This window comes from Acinetobacter sp. COS3, from assembly GCF_000475335.1.
Lineage (GTDB): Bacteria > Pseudomonadota > Gammaproteobacteria > Pseudomonadales > Moraxellaceae > Acinetobacter > Acinetobacter venetianus.
Genome location: NZ_AXCD01000067.1, coordinates 135206 through 154932 on the forward strand (window position 1 = coordinate 135206; position 19727 = coordinate 154932).

18 protein-coding genes are annotated in these 19727 nt (G+C 38.9%); 7 read left to right on the forward strand and 11 right to left on the reverse strand.

The features are described from left to right. Positions 1-171 precede the first annotated feature (171 nt). The gene (locus tag IO68_RS31125; protein WP_023014111.1) at positions 172-1815 is read left to right on the forward strand and encodes a nitrite/sulfite reductase; all 1644 of its coding nucleotides are present in this window, start codon (positions 172-174) and stop codon (positions 1813-1815) included. Further along, entirely contained in the window at positions 1808-2293 is a 486-nt protein-coding gene (locus tag IO68_RS31130; RefSeq protein ID WP_023014112.1) for a DUF934 domain-containing protein, read from the forward strand. The genes IO68_RS31125 and IO68_RS31130 overlap by 8 nt, the downstream gene beginning before the upstream one ends. A gap of 174 nt (positions 2294-2467) precedes the next feature. Here IO68_RS31130 and IO68_RS31135 read toward each other — a convergent pair whose 3' ends face one another. The 3 genes from IO68_RS31135 to IO68_RS31145 form a co-directional block, all read right to left on the reverse strand. Continuing rightward, on the reverse strand, positions 2468-2908 hold the full coding sequence (locus IO68_RS31135; protein WP_023014113.1) for a VOC family protein: 441 nt from the start codon (positions 2906-2908) through the stop codon (positions 2468-2470). Between the two features lie 133 nt (positions 2909-3041). Next, positions 3042-4217 (reverse strand): thiolase family protein, encoded by a 1176-nt coding sequence (locus IO68_RS31140; protein ID WP_023014114.1) that lies wholly within the window; start codon positions 4215-4217, stop codon positions 3042-3044. 101 nt (positions 4218-4318) lie between these two features. Further along, positions 4319-4831 carry a GspH/FimT family protein gene (locus tag IO68_RS31145; protein WP_031234927.1) on the reverse strand — a complete coding sequence of 171 codons (513 nt, stop codon included), beginning with the start codon at positions 4829-4831 and terminating at the stop codon, positions 4319-4321. 387 nt (positions 4832-5218) lie between these two features. Between IO68_RS31145 and omp38 the strand changes: the two genes are divergently transcribed. After that, positions 5219-6238, forward strand: coding sequence for an outer membrane protein Omp38 (gene omp38 / locus IO68_RS31150; protein ID WP_023014116.1), 1020 nt, complete (start codon positions 5219-5221; stop codon positions 6236-6238). A gap of 140 nt (positions 6239-6378) precedes the next feature. On the opposite strand, the gene IO68_RS34035 is transcribed toward omp38, so the two are convergent. The 5 genes from IO68_RS34035 to IO68_RS31170 form a co-directional block, all read right to left on the reverse strand. Next, positions 6379-6537: a hypothetical protein gene (locus IO68_RS34035; protein ID WP_004877198.1), complete on the reverse strand. Its 159-nt coding sequence runs from the start codon at positions 6535-6537 to the stop codon at positions 6379-6381. Positions 6538-6541: 4 nt separating this feature from the next. Then, positions 6542-7747, reverse strand: a complete 1206-nt coding sequence (locus IO68_RS31155) for an RtcB family protein (protein ID WP_007482581.1) — start codon at positions 7745-7747, stop codon at positions 6542-6544. A 273-nt stretch (positions 7748-8020) separates the two neighbouring features. Next, positions 8021-9478 carry an amino acid permease gene (locus IO68_RS31160; protein WP_004877196.1) on the reverse strand — a complete coding sequence of 486 codons (1458 nt, stop codon included), beginning with the start codon at positions 9476-9478 and terminating at the stop codon, positions 8021-8023. 76 nt (positions 9479-9554) lie between these two features. Continuing rightward, on the reverse strand, positions 9555-10571 hold the full coding sequence (locus IO68_RS31165) for a methyltransferase (protein ID WP_023014117.1): 1017 nt from the start codon (positions 10569-10571) through the stop codon (positions 9555-9557). Positions 10572-10635: 64 nt separating this feature from the next. Then, complete coding sequence (locus IO68_RS31170; RefSeq protein ID WP_023014118.1) at positions 10636-11994, reverse strand: uracil-xanthine permease family protein; 1359 nt, start codon at positions 11992-11994, stop codon at positions 10636-10638. 175 nt (positions 11995-12169) lie between these two features. On the opposite strand from IO68_RS31170, the gene typA reads away from it, so the two are divergent. The 3 genes from typA to IO68_RS31185 all read left to right on the forward strand — a co-directional run bounded on the left by typA (position 12170) and on the right by IO68_RS31185 (position 15178). After that, positions 12170-14005, forward strand: coding sequence for a translational GTPase TypA (typA, locus tag IO68_RS31175; RefSeq protein WP_004877193.1), 1836 nt, complete (start codon positions 12170-12172; stop codon positions 14003-14005). Positions 14006-14251: 246 nt separating this feature from the next. Further along, on the forward strand, positions 14252-14686 hold the full coding sequence (gene mscL / locus IO68_RS31180) for a large conductance mechanosensitive channel protein MscL (protein ID WP_004877192.1): 435 nt from the start codon (positions 14252-14254) through the stop codon (positions 14684-14686). A gap of 156 nt (positions 14687-14842) precedes the next feature. Continuing rightward, the gene (locus tag IO68_RS31185; protein WP_007482451.1) at positions 14843-15178 is read left to right on the forward strand and encodes a gamma-glutamylcyclotransferase family protein; all 336 of its coding nucleotides are present in this window, start codon (positions 14843-14845) and stop codon (positions 15176-15178) included. A 55-nt stretch (positions 15179-15233) separates the two neighbouring features. On the opposite strand, the gene IO68_RS31190 is transcribed toward IO68_RS31185, so the two are convergent. Together IO68_RS31190 and mutM are read right to left on the reverse strand one after the other, a co-directional pair. After that, entirely contained in the window at positions 15234-15524 is a 291-nt protein-coding gene (locus IO68_RS31190) for a peptidylprolyl isomerase (protein WP_004877189.1), read from the reverse strand. A gap of 31 nt (positions 15525-15555) precedes the next feature. Beyond that, entirely contained in the window at positions 15556-16377 is an 822-nt protein-coding gene (gene mutM / locus IO68_RS31195) for a bifunctional DNA-formamidopyrimidine glycosylase/DNA-(apurinic or apyrimidinic site) lyase (RefSeq protein ID WP_004877187.1), read from the reverse strand. A gap of 206 nt (positions 16378-16583) precedes the next feature. Between mutM and IO68_RS31200 the strand changes: the two genes are divergently transcribed. After that, entirely contained in the window at positions 16584-18716 is a 2133-nt protein-coding gene (locus tag IO68_RS31200; RefSeq protein WP_007482452.1) for a TonB-dependent receptor domain-containing protein, read from the forward strand. A 32-nt stretch (positions 18717-18748) separates the two neighbouring features. Here IO68_RS31200 and IO68_RS31205 read toward each other — a convergent pair whose 3' ends face one another. Beyond that, the gene (locus IO68_RS31205; protein ID WP_023014119.1) at positions 18749-19555 is read right to left on the reverse strand and encodes a tetratricopeptide repeat protein; all 807 of its coding nucleotides are present in this window, start codon (positions 19553-19555) and stop codon (positions 18749-18751) included. Positions 19556-19727 lie beyond the last annotated feature (172 nt).

Sequence of the window (19727 nt, forward strand, 5' to 3'; positions counted from 1 at the left end):
AGAGAGGTTAGGGGAGATTAAAAGTCCAGATTTATCTGGGCTTTTTCTTTTGATAGCCTTTAATAAGCTTATCAATAAAACCGTTATTAAATATGCAAAAAAAGCATTTTATTGATGAATAAAAGCTCGCTATGCTAGTCCTCTTTATAATGAATTTACTAGCCATACGCCATGTATTTATATACTGACTTCGATCAGCAGCTGATCAACCAACGTGTTGCTCAGTTTCGCGATCAAACAGAACGCTATTTAGCAGGAAAATTGACCGAAGACGAATATCGTCCATTACGTTTGCAAAATGGTTTATACGTGCAACGTTACGCGCCGATGCTTCGTATCGCTGTGCCGTATGGCTTAATGAATACAAAACAACTCAGAAAAATTGCAGAGATTGCGACTGAATATGATCGCGGTTATGCGCACGTTTCAACACGCCAAAATATTCAGTTGAACTGGCCTGCATTAGAAAATGTACCTGATATTCTTGCTGAATTGGCAACGGTTCAGATGCACGCTGTACAGACTTCTGGTAACTGTATCCGTAATACAACCACTGACCAGTTTGCAGGTGTGGTTGCAGGTGAAATTGCTGATCCACGTCCAACATGTGAGCTGATTCGTCAGTGGAGTACATTCCACCCTGAATTTGCCTTCTTACCACGTAAGTTCAAAATCGCGGTTTCTGCTTTAGAAGAAAAAGATCGTGCTGCGACAGCATTCCATGATATTGGTGTTTATATCGTGCGTAATGATGCAGGTGAAATCGGTTATAAAATCATGGCTGGTGGTGGACTGGGTCGTACCCCAATTATTGGTAGTGTGATCCGTGAATTTTTACCACGCGAAGATTTGATTGCTTATTTAGAAGCAACTTTACGTGTCTATAATTTACATGGTCGCCGAGATAATAAATATAAAGCGCGTATCAAGATTTTAGTCAAAGCGCTTACGCCTGAAGTATTTGCGCAAAAAGTTGAAGCTGAATTTGAACACACACGTGAAGCATTGAAAATTCAACCAGAAATCTTGAAAAAATTAGATGAAGAGTTTACGCCATTTGATTATCAAGATTTAGAAGATCAAGATTTAACGACTTTGTTTGCTGAACATCCTAAATTCAAACAATGGTTTAATGTGAATACCAATGCACATAAAGTTAAAGGTTATCGTATTGTGACGATTTCTTTGAAACGTGCAGGTGTTGCGCCAGGGGATATGACTACTGAGGAAATGAATTTAATTGCTGACTTAGCAGATAAATACACCTTTGGTGAGTTCCGTACTACGCATGAACAAAATATTTCATTAGTGGATGTTCCGCAGAAAGATTTATTTGAATTGTGGCAAACGCTTGAACATCACAATATGGCGCGTGCGCATATTGGTTTTATTACCGATATTATTTGCTGTCCGGGCGGTGATTTCTGTTCATTGGCAAATGCGAAATCAATTCCAATTTCAGAAGCGATTAGCCGTCGTTTTGATGATTTAGACACGATTTATAATCTTGGCGAGCTTGACCTGAATATTTCAGGCTGTATGAATGCTTGTGGTCATCACCATGTTGGGAATATTGGTATTCTTGGCGTTGATAAAAAAGGTGCAGAATTCTATCAAATTACCCTAGGTGGACATGCGGATCATGATGCGTCTTTAGGTGATATTTTAGGCCCATCTTTTGCTGCTGATGCTGTGCCAGATGTGATCGAAGAAATTTTAAATACTTACCTTGATTTGCGTAATGAAGGTGAGCGTTTTATTGATACCTATCGCCGTGTCGGCATTCAGCCATTTAAGGAGCGTGCTTATGCTTAATACAACGCTACAAGTGCTTTTTAAAGATGGCACAATTGCAGATAATACCTATCAAGTGATTGCTGAAGATGGTGTTTTTCCAGCGGGTGATGTGGTTTTAACAACAGCACAGCTTGATCAATTACCAAATGTGCAAGGTAAAAAAGCGCTCTATATTACAGTCAATGATTCTCCTGAGACCCATCAGTTTCCATTAGATGCATTTGATGCAATTTTTATCGAATTTGCTGGTTTTAATGATGGTCGAGGATATTCATTTGCAGCATTGTTACGTCGCCAAGGCTATCAAGGTGAGTTACGTGCTGTCGGTGATATCTTTAAGGATGTTCTAAATTATTTAAAACGTTCTGGCTTTGATACTTTTGTGGTGAAAGAGGGTAAGGATATTCAAGAGGCTGCTGCTGGGCTTCAGGACTTTACCAATCCTTATCAAGCTTCTACCGCTGTACCGCAAGCAAGCTACCAAACAGGCGCTTAGAAATTTTTTTGTAATAAAAAGCTGAACTTAGGTTCAGCTTTTTATGGAGCTATATTTTTCCTAGTCGTAAATAAATCAAACCATTTAGAATAACTAATCATAAAAACTCAACTTAATATGAGAATTTCTTCTATCTATTAGTTCGTATGAGTATTTAGCTATAATCTTTTAGCCTTATTCATCTAATTGACAATTCACCATCCATTTGATGCCAAATTGATCTGTAAATGCACCGTATAGCGCCCCCCAAAATGTTTTTTCTAATTGCATTTCAATATGTCCGCCCACAGATAATTGATTGAATAGGCGGCGTGCTTCCATTTCATCATCTTCAATATTAATTGAAATATAGTGATTATTTCCTTGAATAAAGCTGCTATTTGGAGCGCAGAATTGATCAGTTACGTCAGAGCCCATTAGTACGGTATATTCATTAATGGGTAAAGACACATGTAAAATTAAACTTTTATCGGCTTCTGATAAAGTGACACCTTCTGCTGGTGGCATATCCGCGTAACGACTAAGCATTGCAAATTCACCACCAAAAACGGATTGATAAAAAATAAAAGCTTGTTCTGTTTGACCTTTAAAGTTTAGATAGTGATTAAGTTGCATTTTAAAGCTCCTTGTTGTTTTTTTATACAGTGCATAACGTAGCTCTATTTGAACAATAGGTGAATTATTTTTTGTAATTATTAAGCATAAAAAATCCTGCACAAGGCAGGATTTTTTATAAGACAATAAATCTTTAGATCAATTCGATTGCAACAGCTGTTGCTTCACCACCACCGATACAAAGCGCAGCAACGCCTTTTTTACCACCTGTACGTTTAAGTGCATGGATCAGTGTCAAAATAATGCGTGAACCCGTTGATCCGACAGGGTGACCTAATGCACAAGCCCCACCATTGATATTCACTTTTTCAGCATCTAATTTGAAATCATCGATCGGGCACATTGTAACCATTGCAAATGCTTCATTGATTTCCCATAGATCAACCTCTTGGGCATCCCAACCTGCTTTTTTCAATACTTTCTCAATTGCGCCAACTGGTGCAATCGTAAACTCAGAAGGGTGCTGTGAGTTTGATGCTGTCGCAACAATTTTAGCTAAAGGTTGTAAACCACGCTGAGCAGCTACATCACTATTTGTTAAAACAAGTGCGGATGCACCATCAGAAATTGAGCTTGCATTAGCCGCTGTGATTGTTCCATCTTTGGCGAAAGCAGGCTTTAATGATGGAATTTTATCAATTTTTGCATTTAAAGGTTGTTCGTCTTGATCAACAACAACATCACCTTTGCGTGTCGAAAGGGTGACTGGAACGATTTCATCCTTAAAGTAGCCTTCAGTAATTGCTTTTTGAGCACGTTGCAAAGAGCGAATAGCAAAATCATCCATTTGCTCACGTGTATAGCTACGTTTATTTGCCATATCCTGTGCAAATGAACCCATCAAACGACCTGTTTCTGCATCTTCAAGACCATCCAAGAACATATGATCTTTAATTTCACCATGACCCATGCGATAGCCAGCACGCGCTTTAGGCAAAACGTAAGGAGCGTTGGTCATTGATTCCATGCCGCCTGCAACAACAATTTCAGCACTACCAGCTTTGATCATGTCTGACGCTTGCATAACAGCTTTCATACCAGAACCACAAAGCTTGTTAATTGTCACAGCACCTGTTGAATCTGGTAAGCCAGCTTTACGCATTGCTTGACGCGCTGGACCTTGCTTTAAACCTGCTGGTAACACACAACCCATGATCACTTCTTCAACGTCAGTTGGTTGTAGGCCAGCGCGTGCAATTGCTTCTTTAATTGTGATCGCCCCAAGTTCAGGTGCTGTTGCACTTGATAAAGCGCCTTGGAAGCCGCCCATTGCAGTACGGGCACCATTAACAATTACGATATCAGTCATTATGTGTCTCCAGATTTATAATTTGTAGAGAATGTTCAAAACCTATGCAGTATAGTCAAAAATACGAGTTTTGGTTTTTTTCTGGTTGGACTGTAGAGTTTTTAGCAGGTCGTTACCATTTCACTGCGGATCTGTCCCATATTGCTTAAAATAACTTTTAAATGATTATTTGAGTTATTCATACAATAGAAAAAGCTACCATTTGAACCTCTTGGTAACCCTGTATCTCCTTGAAAGGTGACTGAGTTAACCCTTAGTGTTCCTCTCCAGTCTAATGTTCCATATTTTGATGGTATTGTGTTGGCATATAAAATTTGTTCTGAACGTTCTCGTGTCCGATTTCGGTTCTCATCAAAAAATCCAATAAAACCTCGACTCCAATCATTACTGCATGTTATGAGATCTGTACTTGCACACAAAGTCACATTTTTATGATGAATTTGAGCATCAGATTTAGCTTTTTGTATGTAAATTGTGAGAATTTTCTTGATCTGATTTACTTCATTTGAGATGAGCATATTGTTAAAGTAGGGTATTCCAATTGCTGCGATTATAGAAATAATGGCAATAGTGATGATGGCTTCACTCATTGTGAAACCTAAATTTTTAAACATAATATGACCTATATGTATTTCTGTAATTTTTTTATTAACAAAGTGTTAAGTAATTACTGTATTTATTAAATTAAGTTTAGTATTAGAAAAACTAACGATTACTTCATGTAAAAAATGCTGCTAAACTTGAAGTGAGCGAACAATAAGTTATTCAAATTTTCATTGCGAATCAAAATTTACTGAACTACAACGGAAATTGTAAGTAATTTTGTCAATAATTTACGAGGTTAAAGTTATCAAGCACTTGGAAAATTGATCAAGTGTTTGTATGATTCAAAGTGAAGTGAATAGCTTAAAAATAATACTGTGAACACTTCTGTGTTTATGGGGCCAAAAATCATAGGCTAAGCTTGAACAACAAACAATTGTTATCTCTGGAGGATATCCATGAAATTGAGTCGTATTGCACTTGCTATGCTTGTTGCTGCTCCTTTAGCTGCTGCTAATGCGGGTGTTACAGTAACACCATTAATGCTTGGTTACACAATGTTTGATACAGAACATAATAACCATGGCGATAAAGGTCAATTAACTCCAAGCCCAGAGCTTGAAGATGATTTATTCGTTGGTGCTGCATTAGGTATTGAATTAACCCCTTGGTTGGGCTTTGAAGCTGAATATAGCCAAATCAAAGGCGATACAAGCACAAACAATGATTACAAAGGTCGTAACATCGCTGGTAATGCGTATGTAACTTCTGATTTAATCACTAAAAACTACGATAGCAAAATCAAACCTTACGTATTAGCTGGTGCTGGTCACTATAAATACGAAGGTGATGACATTTACGGCGGTAAGCAAGAAGGTACTCTAGCAAATGCTGGTGGTGGTGTTTTCTGGCGTTTAAATGATGCTTTATCTCTTCGTACAGAAGCTCGTGGTACTTACCATTTTGACGAAAAATTCTGGAACTATACAGCTCTTGCTGGTTTAAACGTAGTTCTTGGTGGTCACTTGAAGCCTGCTGCTCCAGTAGTAGAAGTTGCTCCAGTTGAACCAACTCCAGTTGCTCCACAACCACAAGAGTTAACTGAAGACCTTAACATGGAACTTCGTGTATTCTTTGATACTAACAAGTCAGACATCAAGCCACAGTACAAGTCTGAAATTGCTAAAGTAGCTGAGAAATTATCTGAGTACCCGAATGCGACTGCGCGTATCGAAGGTCACACAGATAACACTGGTCCACGTAAGTTAAACGAACGTTTATCATTAGCTCGTGCTAACTCTGTTAAATCAGCTCTTGTAAACGAATACAACGTTGATGCTTCTCGTTTGTCTACTCAAGGTTTCGCTTGGGATCAACCGATTGCTGACAACAAAACTAAAGAAGGTCGTGCTATGAACCGTCGCGTATTCGCTGCGATCACTGGTAGCCGTACTGTTCTTGTACAACCAGGTCAATAAGCTCAATAATTTGAGTTTTAAATGACATAAAAAAGCGACTCAATTGAGTCGCTTTTTTTATTGCTATATTGTTGGTTTGATAAGATATATTCATTTGCTTTCTCCTTAATTTAATTGATGTATTTGAGGTAATATTTTAATTACCAAATACCTTTGTTGAGTTGTTGTTTTGCCTGTTGTCGATCTCTACGATGCTGTGCTCGTGGTTTTTCACTTTCATGTATTCCACCTTTTTTTAACAAAGGGGATACTGCAACAGGGTTGCGAGCTTTGATTTTTGGCATCTCTTTAAGTTTCATATCATTAACCTTTAATGCATAAAATTTGTTTAAGGGTGTGCAAGATTTCGACTAAATCTGATTGGTTTGCCATGACTTGATCAATATCTTTATATGCACTTGGGATTTCATCAATAACACCACTATCTTTACGGCATTCAATGCCTTGAGTCTGATGAATCAAATCATCTTGGCTAAAGAGTAATTTAGCTTTACTCCGACTCATTTTTCGTCCTGCACCATGTGAACATGAGCAAAAAGATTCAGGATTCGCTTTGCCTTTTACAATATAAGAGCGAGCTCCCATGGAACCTGGGATAATTCCTAACTCATCTCTGCCTGCGCGAATTGCACCTTTTCGTGTGATCAGTAAGTCTTCACCAAAATGATGTTCACGACTGACATAATTATGATGGCAGTTAATTGCTTCTTTGGTCATTTGAAATGGCGGCAGGAGTGGTCGAATCGCTTCTAAAATGAGGCGCATCATTTCACGTCGATTTTCAAAAGCATATTCTTGCGCCCATTCCACTGCCTCAACATAATCATCAAAGCTATTTGAACCTTCAGCAAAGTAGCTCAGATCTTTGTCTGGAACATGTCCAAACCGATGCTGCGCTTCTTTCTTTGCAAGTTCGATAAAATAAGTCCCAATCACATTCCCTAAACCACGACTACCAGAATGCAGCATGATCCAGACATCTTGGTTTTCATCCAGACAGAGTTCGATAAAGTGATTACCACCTCCTAAAGTACCCAGTTGTTTTTGCCATGTAGCATCAAATTTTCTGAGCATTCTAACAAGTCCAGGATGCTTTTTAATGATTGGTTGCAATCGCTTTTCCAGTGGAATAACACTTGAGGCTTTTGCCTTGATTTGTTTGTGCAACTCAAAACCTACAGGAACTTTGCGCTCAATTGCATGTCTCAATGGCGCTAAATTGTCGGGTAGTTGCAAAGCTTTTAAATTCAGCCGAATTGCGTTCATTCCACAGCCAATATCCACACCGACAGCGGCAGGGATAATCGCATGCTTGGTCGGAATGACACTACCAACAGTCGCACCTTTGCCGACATGTACATCTGGCATTACTGCGATATGTGAATGTACAAACTGTAGCTGTGCCATTTTTTTGAGTTGTTCAATGCTTTCTCGATCAATGTCATTGGTGAATATTTTTACTGGTACACCAAATTGTGCATCTGCATTGAGTATTTTTTGTATGCCCATTTTCTTATCTCGGTCATTTTAATTCTTCTGTCCGAATAGGCATAAAAAAACCTAGCGAATGCTAGGCTTAAGTAGGCATTCGGACAAGTGATCGTAAGATTTGTCACTTGTCCGTGAGATGACGGTGCCAAATCTAAAGTGTGTTTTCCTGTAGTAATAGCATCGTGTCATCCTCCTGTTTTCTTAAATACTTATACAATGTATAAGTTTGCCGTTGAAATATGAGCGTGAATTTTACTCATATTTCAACTTGGCTCAAGTTTTACCTGATTTTTATTCGCCTTCTTTAACATTCATGTCTTTGTAGGCAATCAGTTTGGTTTTATGTTTCCATTTATACCCTAGCCATATCACCAAGAATAATGGAATGCTGATATAGGTCGAAAGTAAGCCTATCCAATCCACTTTTCCACCTAGAACAGCTTCATAATTTTGTCCTAAGATAATGATTGAACACAGAATAAATGCAAACCACGGTGCAAAAGGAAAGAACTTTGCGCGATAGGCGAGGTCATCAAGTTTGTGACCCTGAGCAAGATAACCTTTACGGAAACGGTAGTGTGAAATTGCAATACCAAGCCAAACGATAAATCCACACATACCTGACATGTTCAGCAACCAGTTAAACACTTGTTGCTCACCAATAAAAGTGGTTAAAAAGCAGAGTGCAGCGACAGCCGTCGTTGCGTAAAGTGCATTCATTGGTACACCACGACGATCAAGCTGAGAGAACCATTTTGGTGCTCGGCCTTCTTTTGCCATGTCAAATAACATACGTGTTGATGAGTACATGCCTGAATTACCAGCGGATAAGATTGCGCTTAGAATCACGGCATTCATTAGGCCAGCAGCAAATGCAAATCCTGCTTTCTCATAAAGTAATGTGAAAGGTGAAAGTGCGATATTTTCACTTTCTGCAGCATGTAACAACAGTGGGTTGTCATAGCTAATCAAGGTGCCAATGATGAAGATACACAGGATGTAGAATAATAAAATACGCCAGAAAATTTGTTTAATCGCAAGCGGAATCGTTTTCTTCGGATCTTTTGATTCACCTGCTGCAACCCCAACCATTTCGGTACCTTGGAATGAGAACCCAGCAATCATGGCAACACCGATCATGGCCTGTAAACCACCAACAAACGGCGCGTCACCTTTAGTCCAATTCGTAAATACTGATGCATCTGGTGTTAGCATGATTTTTGCGATCATGGCGATCCCGATAATAATGAAGACAATAATCGCGATCACTTTAATCATCGAGAACCAGAATTCACTTTCACCAAAACCTTTGACGGTCATTGCATTGATGCCAAAAATCACGGCAAGGAACAGCGCACTCCAATAAAAGCCAGAAATTTCTGGGAACCAGAATTTCATAATAAATTGAACTGCAACTAATTCAAATGCAACGGTAATTGCCCAGTTGTACCAGTAATTCCATCCTAAGGCGAAGCCAAAGCCTTCTTCAACATAGCGGCTACCATAGGTAAAGAATGCACCTGAACTTGGGTTATGTGTTGCAAGTTCACCCAAGCTAGTCATCAAGAAATAAATCATGATACCAATTAGTGCATAGGCGAGTAATGCACCGCCAGGACCTGCAGTCGCAATAGTTGAACCTGATGCAAGGAATAAACCTGTACCGATCGATCCACCAATCGCAATCATATTGAGGTGGCGAGCCCCGAGCTTGCGCTGAAGGTGTTGGGGAGCAGATGTATCGCTCATAAAAATTCCTTAAACTTTATAAGGGTCTATTGACACTTCTCATAGGTTGTAGGGTAGACGAACATGTCAATTGACCCTATTTAGCACTCGCGAAGAGTACCTTAAATCCTTGTTGATCGGTTTTTATCATACATTGACCAAAACTTTGCTCAATGAGAGGCGGGTAGTTTAAAAAACGGTTCGCCACGATCCATAACTCACCTGAGCTTTTCAGGTGGGATTTTGCAAGCTGACAGAGTTCTTCACTTGCATCGTAATTGGTATGAATCCCTTGATGAAATGGTGGATTGCTCACAATCGCATCCAATTCTTTAGGTGCATCTTTTAAACCTGTGACAGCTTGTAGATGTAACTGAGCTAAATCCAAGCCATTTCGTTTGAAAGTCATCTCAGTTGACCGTAATGCAAATGCATCAACATCAAGCGCAAAAATATGTTGCTCTGGATTTAATTTGGCTAAAAAGCTGCTGATAACACCAGCCCCACAACCAAAGTCGGCAATCTTACCTGATTTTACTTCTGATAGGTAAGGTAGTAATACGGCTGTTCCGACATCTAAATGTGCTTGACTAAATACACCAGGTAGTGCACAAATTTCTAGCTGGTCTTGGTTTACTTGAACTGTATATGTTTTTAACCATTGTTCAAGTGGTTTAAGTTGCTCAGCTTTTTCTATTTTTAATTGCCATAATTGACAGTGACGTGCGCTATCTAACTTTAGTGTTTTCCCATAGGGTTGCAGTTGTTTTGCTGCGCGTTCCACGCCCCCTTTTTTCTCACCGACAAGAAGAATATTTTGACCAATGGTTAAATGGCTCACCACAACATGCAAAATATAGCTGAGGAGTTCTTTTGATTTTGGAACGAAAATAACGACTTGATCAAAGTTAGATTGAGGAAATTCCACTGAAAAGCTTGAATCAATTCCTGAGCTTAAAAAGCTTTGGTGATCAGCATAATTCCAAGTCCAAACAGATGCTTGTACTTGAGTTGGTAAATTTTTGGCGAGTTGATCATTTGGGGCATTGATCAGTAAAACTTGCCCGTTTAAATAATCTTGTTGTCTCAAGACAATTTCACTACGTGGATCCATTATTGATCTCTCATCAAAAACAAAGCCCAGTTGCTAAACTGGGCAATGATCATTTATTAGATGACTATTTGTGTGTTTCAGGTAAAACAATATTCAAAATCAAAGCTGCAATACCGCCTGTTGCGACACCTGAGCTAAAAATATTTTTGAATAATTCAGGTAAATGCTCAAGGATCTGAGGAACTTGTGCAACGCCTAATCCAAGCGCAAGTGAAATTGCAATAATCAGCAAGGCACGACGATCTAGATGGATACTTGAAAGGATATTAATACCTGATGCAGCAACTGCGCCAAACATTACCATCACTGCACCACCTAATACTGCTTGCGGTACGGCTTGAATCACAGCAGCAACAGCAGGGAATAAGCCTAAAATAACTAAAAGTACTGCTATCCAAATACCGACATAACGACTTGCTACACCTGTGAGTTGAATCACACCATTATTTTGTGCAAACACTGAGCTTGGGAAAGTGTTAAAAATACCAGCAAGGAACGAGTTGGCACCATTAACTAAAACACCACCTTTAATACGTTGCATCCAAATAGGACCATCAACAGGTTGGTTTGAAATTTTACTGGTTGCAGTCACATCACCAATCGCTTCCAAAGAGGTAACGAGATAGATGAATGCCATTGGAATAAACAAACTCCAAGAGAAGCTTAAACCAAAATGCATAGGCGTTGGGATTTGAATTAAAGGAGCATCACTCAAGACTGAAAAGTTCAAATGTCCCATAAACCCAGCGAGGATATAGCCAATCACTAAAGCAATTAAAATTGCTGAACTTTTCACCCAAATAATACGAATACGATTCAGTAGAATGATGATCCCAAGAACCGTACATGACATGATCAGGTTGTCTGCATTAGCAAAGGTATTGTCTTGCATTGCAGTATAACCACCACCCATGCTAATCAAGCCTTCTTTAATCAATGTTAAACCGATGAGCAGAACGACAATTCCTGTGACTAACGGGGTAATCAGCTTTTTTACCCAAGGTAAAATACGAGAAACACCCATTTCAATGAATGAGCCTGCAATCACAACGCCAAAAATAGCAGCCATAACTTGTTCTACGGGCGTTCCCGCAGCAACCATTGCACTTCCGATACCAATGATCGGGCCAATAAAGTTGAAGCTTGTACCTTGAACAATCAGTAAACCTGCTCCGAAATGACCGACTTTCTTACATTGTAAAAATGTCGCAATCCCTGAAATGATCAAAGACATTGAAAGGATCATATTGGTATCTTCACGAGAGACACCAAGTGCTAAACAGATTAGTAATCCTGGGGTAACGATTGGCACTAAAATCGCGAGGAGATGTTGAAGTGCAGCTAAAAATGCAACAAAAGGTTTCGGTCGATCATTCAGTCCGTAAACTAAGTCGAGCTGTTGCTGAGGTTGGGAATTTGACATGGGAGTTTGAAAAAGCGATAAGCATTAGTGGAATATTCTAATAGAGTTAGTCTACTTTACCAACGATTCTGTAACGTTTCGTCAGAAAAAAAGTCACATGTCAATAAACTGTCACTACTAAAGTGTAGTGTTTTTCTGTATAATCTGCCCTCAAATTTTAAGCGTATCGAATTCTATGTCTGATATTAAGAATCTCCGCAATATCGCAATTATTGCGCACGTCGACCACGGTAAAACCACGCTTGTCGATAAATTACTTCAACAATCTGGTGCTTTGGGTGACCGTGCAGGCGAGATTGAGCGTGTCATGGACTCGAATGCGCTTGAAAGTGAACGTGGTATTACCATTCTTGCAAAAAACACGGCAATTAAATGGTTAGATAAACGTACTGATACTGAATACCGTATCAACATCGTCGACACCCCAGGACACGCCGACTTCGGTGGTGAAGTGGAACGTGTGATGTCGATGGTTGACTGTGTATTACTTCTTGTTGACTCACAAGAAGGTCCAATGCCACAAACTCGCTTTGTAACTCAAAAAGCATTTGCTCGTGGTTTGAAGCCTATCGTGATTATCAACAAAGTTGATAAACCAAGCGCGCGTTGTGACTGGGTAATCGATCAAGTATTTGACTTGTTTGACAACCTTGGCGCGACTGACGAACAGTTAGACTTCCCAATCGTTTATGCTTCTGGCTTACGTGGTGTTGCTGGTCCAGCTCCTGAAGAGTTGGCAGAAGACATGACACCGTTGTTTGAAACGATCGTTGATATCGTTGAACCACCAGCGGTAGACGTTGATGGTCCATTCCAAATGCAGATTTCATCACTTGACTATAACAGCTTCGTGGGTGTTATCGGTGTTGGTCGTATTCAACGCGGTTCAGTAAAATTAAATACTCCTGTTACTGTAATTGACAAAGATGGCAATACACGTAATGGCCGTATCTTAAAAATCATGGGTTACCATGGTTTAGAGCGTGTAGATGTTGAATCAGCATCTGCTGGTGATATCGTATGTATTACAGGTATCGATGCACTTAACATTTCTGACACAGTTTGTGATCCGAAAAATGTTGAAGCTTTACCAGCATTGTCTGTAGATGAACCAACTGTATCTATGACATTCCAAGTAAACAACTCTCCGTTTGCTGGTAAAGAAGGTAAGTTCGTAACTTCACGTAATATTCGTGAACGTCTTGACCGTGAATTGATTCACAACGTAGCACTTCGTGTTGAAGATACTGATAGTCCAGACCGTTTCAAAGTTTCTGGTCGTGGTGAACTTCACCTTTCAGTATTGATTGAAAACATGCGTCGTGAAGGCTTCGAAATGGGCGTATCTCGTCCACAAGTAATCATCAAAGAAATTGATGGTGAAAAACAAGAGCCTTACGAAAACGTAACGTTTGACGTTGAAGAGCAGCACCAAGGTTCTGTAATGGAACAAATGGGTCACCGTAAAGGCGAAATGACCAATATGGAAGTTGACGGTAAAGGCCGTATCCGTATTGAAGCAACTGTTCCTTCTCGTGGCTTAATTGGTTTCCGTTCAGAATTCTTAACTATGACTTCTGGTACAGGCATCATGACATCAAGCTTCTCTCACTACGGCCCTGTGAAACAAGGTTCAGTAGCGAAGCGTCAAAATGGTGTGTTGATTTCTATGGTTCAAGGTACATGCTTGGGCTATGCACTATTCAGCTTGCAAGACCGTGGTCGTTTATTTGCTAAACCACAGTTAGAAGTTTACGAAGGTATGATCGTGGGTATTAACTCTCGTTCAGACGATATGGTGGTAAACCCAACTAAAGCGAAGCAGTTAACTAACGTTCGTGCGTCTGGTACTGATGATGCGTTGACTTTAACACCTGCAATTGAATACACGCTTGAGCAAGCACTTGAATTCATTGAAGATGATGAATTAGTTGAAGTAACACCTAAATCGATTCGTATTCGTAAGCGTTACTTAACTGAAAACGAACGTAAACGTAATCGTGATAAATAATTTTTCTGAATTGAAAAATGAAGAAAACCGCTAAATTTATTTGGCGGTTTTTTTATTGAGTAAAACAAGTGTCTATTTCATGCATAAGTTCATATTTTTATTAAAATAAAATATGTTGTTAAAGTGTGAAATAACTTTCTTTTTTTGAGAAAAATATTAAATTATTTACATACAACTAAATGCCTATCATTTGTAATTTAAGTACAAAAACAAATGTAATTCGATTCATTTTCTGGAGTGTCAACAATGAGTATTATTCAAGAATTTAAAGAGTTTGCTGTAAAAGGCAATATGATGGATTTGGCGATTGGTGTAATCATCGGTGGCGCTTTTGGTAAGATCATTGATTCATTAGTGAAAGATGTTCTGATGCCTGTCATCAACTTTATTATTGGTGGGGAAGTGAATTTCACCAATAAGTTTGTTGTGCTCGGTTCAAGTCCTGAAAACATCACAACTTTAGCTCAAGCTCAGGAGGCGGGGCTTACAGTTCTTGCTTATGGTAACTTTATTACGATCTTGATCAACTTCCTGATTTTAGCGTGGGTGGTGTTCTTAATGGTGAAAGTCATGAACCGCATGCGTAAAAAAGAAGAAGAAGCGCCAGCAGCACCTGCACCAACACCAGAAGATATTCAATTGTTGCGTGAAATTCGTGATGAGTTGAAAAAGCAAGCTTAATTGCTTTAAATAAAAAAACGGCATAAATTATGCCGTTTTTTTATTGTAGTTGTTTAATTGGTATTTGCTATTTCTTTGAGATAATGAGTTTTGATGAATATGGTCTCTGACTCAATTTCATTCTAAGATGTTAAATAATTGAAATGGAATAACATGATGAACCGATTGTTTGTATATGGCACATTGTGTCCGAATAGAGAAAATGCTCATATTTTGGGAGCTATTGAAGGGGATTGGCAAGTTGCAAAGGTACATGGAACCATCCATATATTGGATTGGGGGCCCGACAAAGGACTGCCTGCAATTGTATTGAATCAACATGATCTGCTAGTTGAGGGTTATTTATTTAGTACCGATAAATTAGAACAAAACTGGCCAATGTTAGATGAGTTTGAAGGATTCCAATATGAACGAGTTATTGCTGAAGTTGTTTTGGAGTCTGGTGAAAAAATAGATGCATGGACTTATGTCATGAAGCTTCAGCAAGATTAGCTCATTCATGCATGGAGGAAATGAGCTTATGGATACATTTAAGCTCATTGTTTATCTATCGTAGACCATCCATGCGGAATTTAATTTCTAAAAGATGGAAGCCAAACTGACTTTTAATTGGGCCGTGTAAAATTCGTTCTGCAGCTGTGAACACCAATTTATCAATTACAGGTACAAGCTGCCCTTTTTTTACTTCACCTAAATCGCCACCGCGTTTAGCAGAGTTACAAGTCGAATACTGCTTCGCAATTTTTGCAAAGTCTGCGCCAGACTGAATTCTTTTCTTAAGCTGTTCCGCTAAGTCTTTGTCTTTCACTAGAATATGCCGAACAATTGCAGTTTGCATAATGTTTCTCCTTCAATTACCTTGTATTTGCTTAAGCTTTCTTCAGCTTCAATGGCTGGCATTGTGGGCAAAATACACTGGCTCGTTGTCCTAACTTTAGGTTTTCAAGCGTTGTTTCACAGTTCACACACATTTCACCAGCACGGCCATATGCCAATAGTGTTTGCTGAAAATAACCATTTTCACCCATCGCATTACTATAGTTACGTAATGTTGAACCACCTAAATCAATTGCTTGTTTTAAGATGCGTTTAACCTCAATAACCAGCTTCTCAATTTGTACTTTCGTTAACGTTGAAGCAGGTTGTGCGGGATGGATGCCAACATTAAATAGACTTTCTGTCGCATAAATATTACCTACGCCAACAACGATATGATTATCCATTAAAGCAATTTTGATGCCGACATTTTTTTTATTTAGCTTTTCATGTAAATAGGCTGCATTAAAATCTTCGCTCAGAGGTTCAGGGCCGAGCGTATCAATCAGTTTAGTCTGGTTGTTTTGATCAAGCCAAAGAATGCACCCGAATCGACGTGGATCATGGTAGCGTAATTGCTGATCTTCAAAATCAATAATTAGATGATCATGTTTGCGTAGTTCATCTTTGGCTTCACATAAACGGAAGCTTCCAGACATACCTAAATGCCAAAGCATTTGGTCTTGCTCAAACTCAGCAAGAATATATTTAGAACGGCGCTTGAGTTGCATTAAACGCTGTCCAACCAGCTTTTTAATATCATTCGGTATAGGCCAACGCAAGCTTGGGTTCAAAACGCGAATGGCTTGAACACGTTGTTCTAATAAAGGCAGTAAGCTGGTTTTTGTGGTTTCAACTTCAGGAAGTTCAGGCATAGTTAACTCAAGTTGTTTCAACAACAATACAATGAGGGCAAATGTTTCACTTACAATTATGCGGGTATTTAATTTTATTTGCTAATCATGCTGATTAATCAGTTTAATTGTTTTCACTTAAGTTAAATACCTAAGATAAACATAAAATAATCATATTCTTAGCTTTAGCTGTTGTCGTTTAAAATTTCGAGAAATAAGGAATCTTCATGCCTTCGATGAAAATTAATCTTCTATACGGTTACATTGCCATGTTTATGGCATTGGGTAATACCTCAGTATGGGCAATTGAGGTTGATCACGATCAGCCAGCACAACTCCCAACAATCAAAGTTGAAGCGACACGTACAGATACTTCTTACATGGAGACGCCTGCTTCAATTTTTAGGGTGGATATGCCTGAAAGTAGCCAGTCGGCGCAGGTTAATTTGACGGAAATCGTGAAAGGTGTCCCAAGTATTCAGCTTAGGAATAGAGAAAATTACGCGCAAGACCTGCAACTTTCTATGCGTGGTTTTGGTGCGCGGTCTACATTTGGCGTTCGTGGTATTCGATTGTATGTTGATGGAATTCCTGCAACCATGCCTGATGGACAAGGGCAAACCTCAAATGTTGATTTGAGTAGCTTAAGTCATCTTGAGGTTTTAACGGGGCCATTTTCTTCACTGTATGGTAACTCGTCAGGTGGTGCGATTTTAGCAACCACCAGAGAAGGTACAGGAAAAGACTCGATTGAGATGAGTTATGCTGGTGGGAGTCACAATAAAAATCGTGCTGGTTTAATTTTACAGGGCGGTTCAGATCACCAATATGAACCAAGTTATATCATTAGTTCATCTTATTTTGATACTGATGGATTTCGAAATCATAGTGGCGCAAATAAAGTATTGAATAATGCAAAACTAACGTGGAATCTTGATGATGGCAGTAAAATTAACTGGATCACCAATTACGTCAAGATTAATGCTGATGATCCGCAGGGATTGAATAGGCAGCAATGGCAGAATAATCCACGTCAAGTGAATGATACAAACAATACTTACAATGTTCGAAAAGATATTGATCAAACACAAACAGGGATCACGTGGTCAAAACCGCTTAATGATCAGCATGAATTGTATGGCATGGCATATTTTGGTAATCGCCAAGTGACCCAGTATCAATCTATTCCTCGCTCTGCACAATTAAATCCTAATCACGCAGGTGGAGTAATAGATTTTGAACGTAATTATTATGGTGCTGATTTCCGTTGGACGGGTAAAGAGTTATTGCCAAATACTCGCTTTAGTATAGGTGTTGCCGTCGATAAGATGGATGAAGATCGACAAGGTTTTGAAAACTTTAATATTGTTGCTGGTGAACCATCATACGGCGTTAAAGGCACGTTACGCCGTGATGAAGACAATAGCTTATGGAATATCGATCCATATCTACAAGCATCTTGGCAGTTTTTACCGACTTGGCGTTTAGATACGGGTGTACGTTATAGCAATATGCATTACAAATCTAAAGATCACTATTTGAGTAATGGGAATGACAGTGATAAAACAGAGTATGACAAGATTTTGCCTTCAGCCGCGTTAAGCTGGCAAATTCTGCCTGAATTATTGCCTTATGTGAGTTATGCAAAAGGTTTTGAAACACCGACTTTTACTGAAATGGCTTATCAAGCTGATAGTAACAAGTCGGGCTTTAATTTTGATTTAAAGCCATCGACTAGTGATAACTATGAATTGGGTTTAAAGTCGCAAAATCAGTTGGGTGATTTTACTGTAGCCGTTTTCCAGAGCAAAACTCAAAATGATATTGTTTCAGCGGGTTCTTCAAATGGTCGTTCGACTTTCCGTAATGCAGATCGTACTTTAAGAAAAGGTGCTGAATTTACGTGGAATAAGCAAGTTTGGAAAGATCTTACTGTAAATGCGAGTTATGCTTACCTAGATGCAACTTTTGATTCATATGTTCCAGCACTTGGAAAAATTGCTGAGATTCCTAAAGGTAATGCAATTCCTGGCATCGCTAAGAATCAAGCATTTATTGGGCTAGCATGGAAACCAGATCAAGGTTTTTATGCAGGACTTGATACGCAGTATATGGACAAAATCTATGTCGATGACAGTAATAGTGATGCTGCTGCTAGCTATACAATTGCATCGATCTACACAGGATATGCTTGGAAATATGCAGATTGGGGCTTTAATAGCTTTGCACGTGTAGATAACTTATTTGATAAAAATTATGCAGGTTCAGTTATTGTTAATGATGGTAATAGTCGTTTCTTTGAACCAGCGGATGGGCGTAATTGGAGTGCTGGAATCAGTGTAAGTAAGCATTTTAAATGATAAAAAGCGCCTAAGATCAGGCGCTTTTTTTGTTATTTTTTAGGTGGAGGTGCAGCTTTTTGAGCAGCAATTGCTTGTTCGACTTTCGCAAGGGATTCTTTGGCATTTGGGATATTTTGAGCTGCTAACGACGAGAAAATCTTTTGAGCTTCTGGAAGGTTCTGTTCAATTACATCCCCGTTTGCCATCATGTTGCCTAAAACTAATAATGAGGGCGCATAGCCTTTTGCTGCTAATGTTCGAAAAGTATTTATAGCACGTTGTTGCATAATTGGGTTTTTGTTTTTTGTTCCTATACCTAAATCATATAAAGCTTTAAGGTGTATTGCTGGGTAGTAGTCTTTTTGAATCAAAGGAATGAGTTGTCGAATAGCAAGTTGATCGTATTCTGGTTTGCCTTGTGCAAAAAATAGGGTGGCGATTTCAACACCAGCTTCTTCAGAGCCTTGTTTTGCTGCTTTATCTAACATCTGCTTATATTTGTTTGTATCCTTGCTGATTCCTACACTGCTTTTGCCATAACGGTACATTTGTGCTATTTCAAAGCTAGCTTTTCCGAATCCTTTGTTAGAGGCTTCTTGAAAATACTGCAAAGCTTTTTTCTCATCTTTGATCGTACCTTGACCTTGTTGAGTCATTGCACCTACATTATAAATTGCTTGAGCATTTCCTGTATTTGCAATGCGTTGCATTTCTTGGAATGCGCCTGAAAAATTTTTGTCTTCGTATAATTGGGTTGCTTTTGCAAATAGATCAGTTTGAGCAGTGGCTTTTTCCTCAGCTGCAAATGTTGAGTGAGATGCAGCTAGAATTAAACTAGCAATGAGCAACTTTTTCATATTTTTTTCCTTATACCGAAACCTGCTTTCATCCTTTATGTAGCAGAGTGCAATATGCAATACACATCATAAAAAATTGGCGTAAAATGTAAATGATGGTTTTGTATATCTCTTGATTAAGATGGGTCAAAGAACTTAAATCAAAATTATACCAGTAGTCCATTTGTTTAAT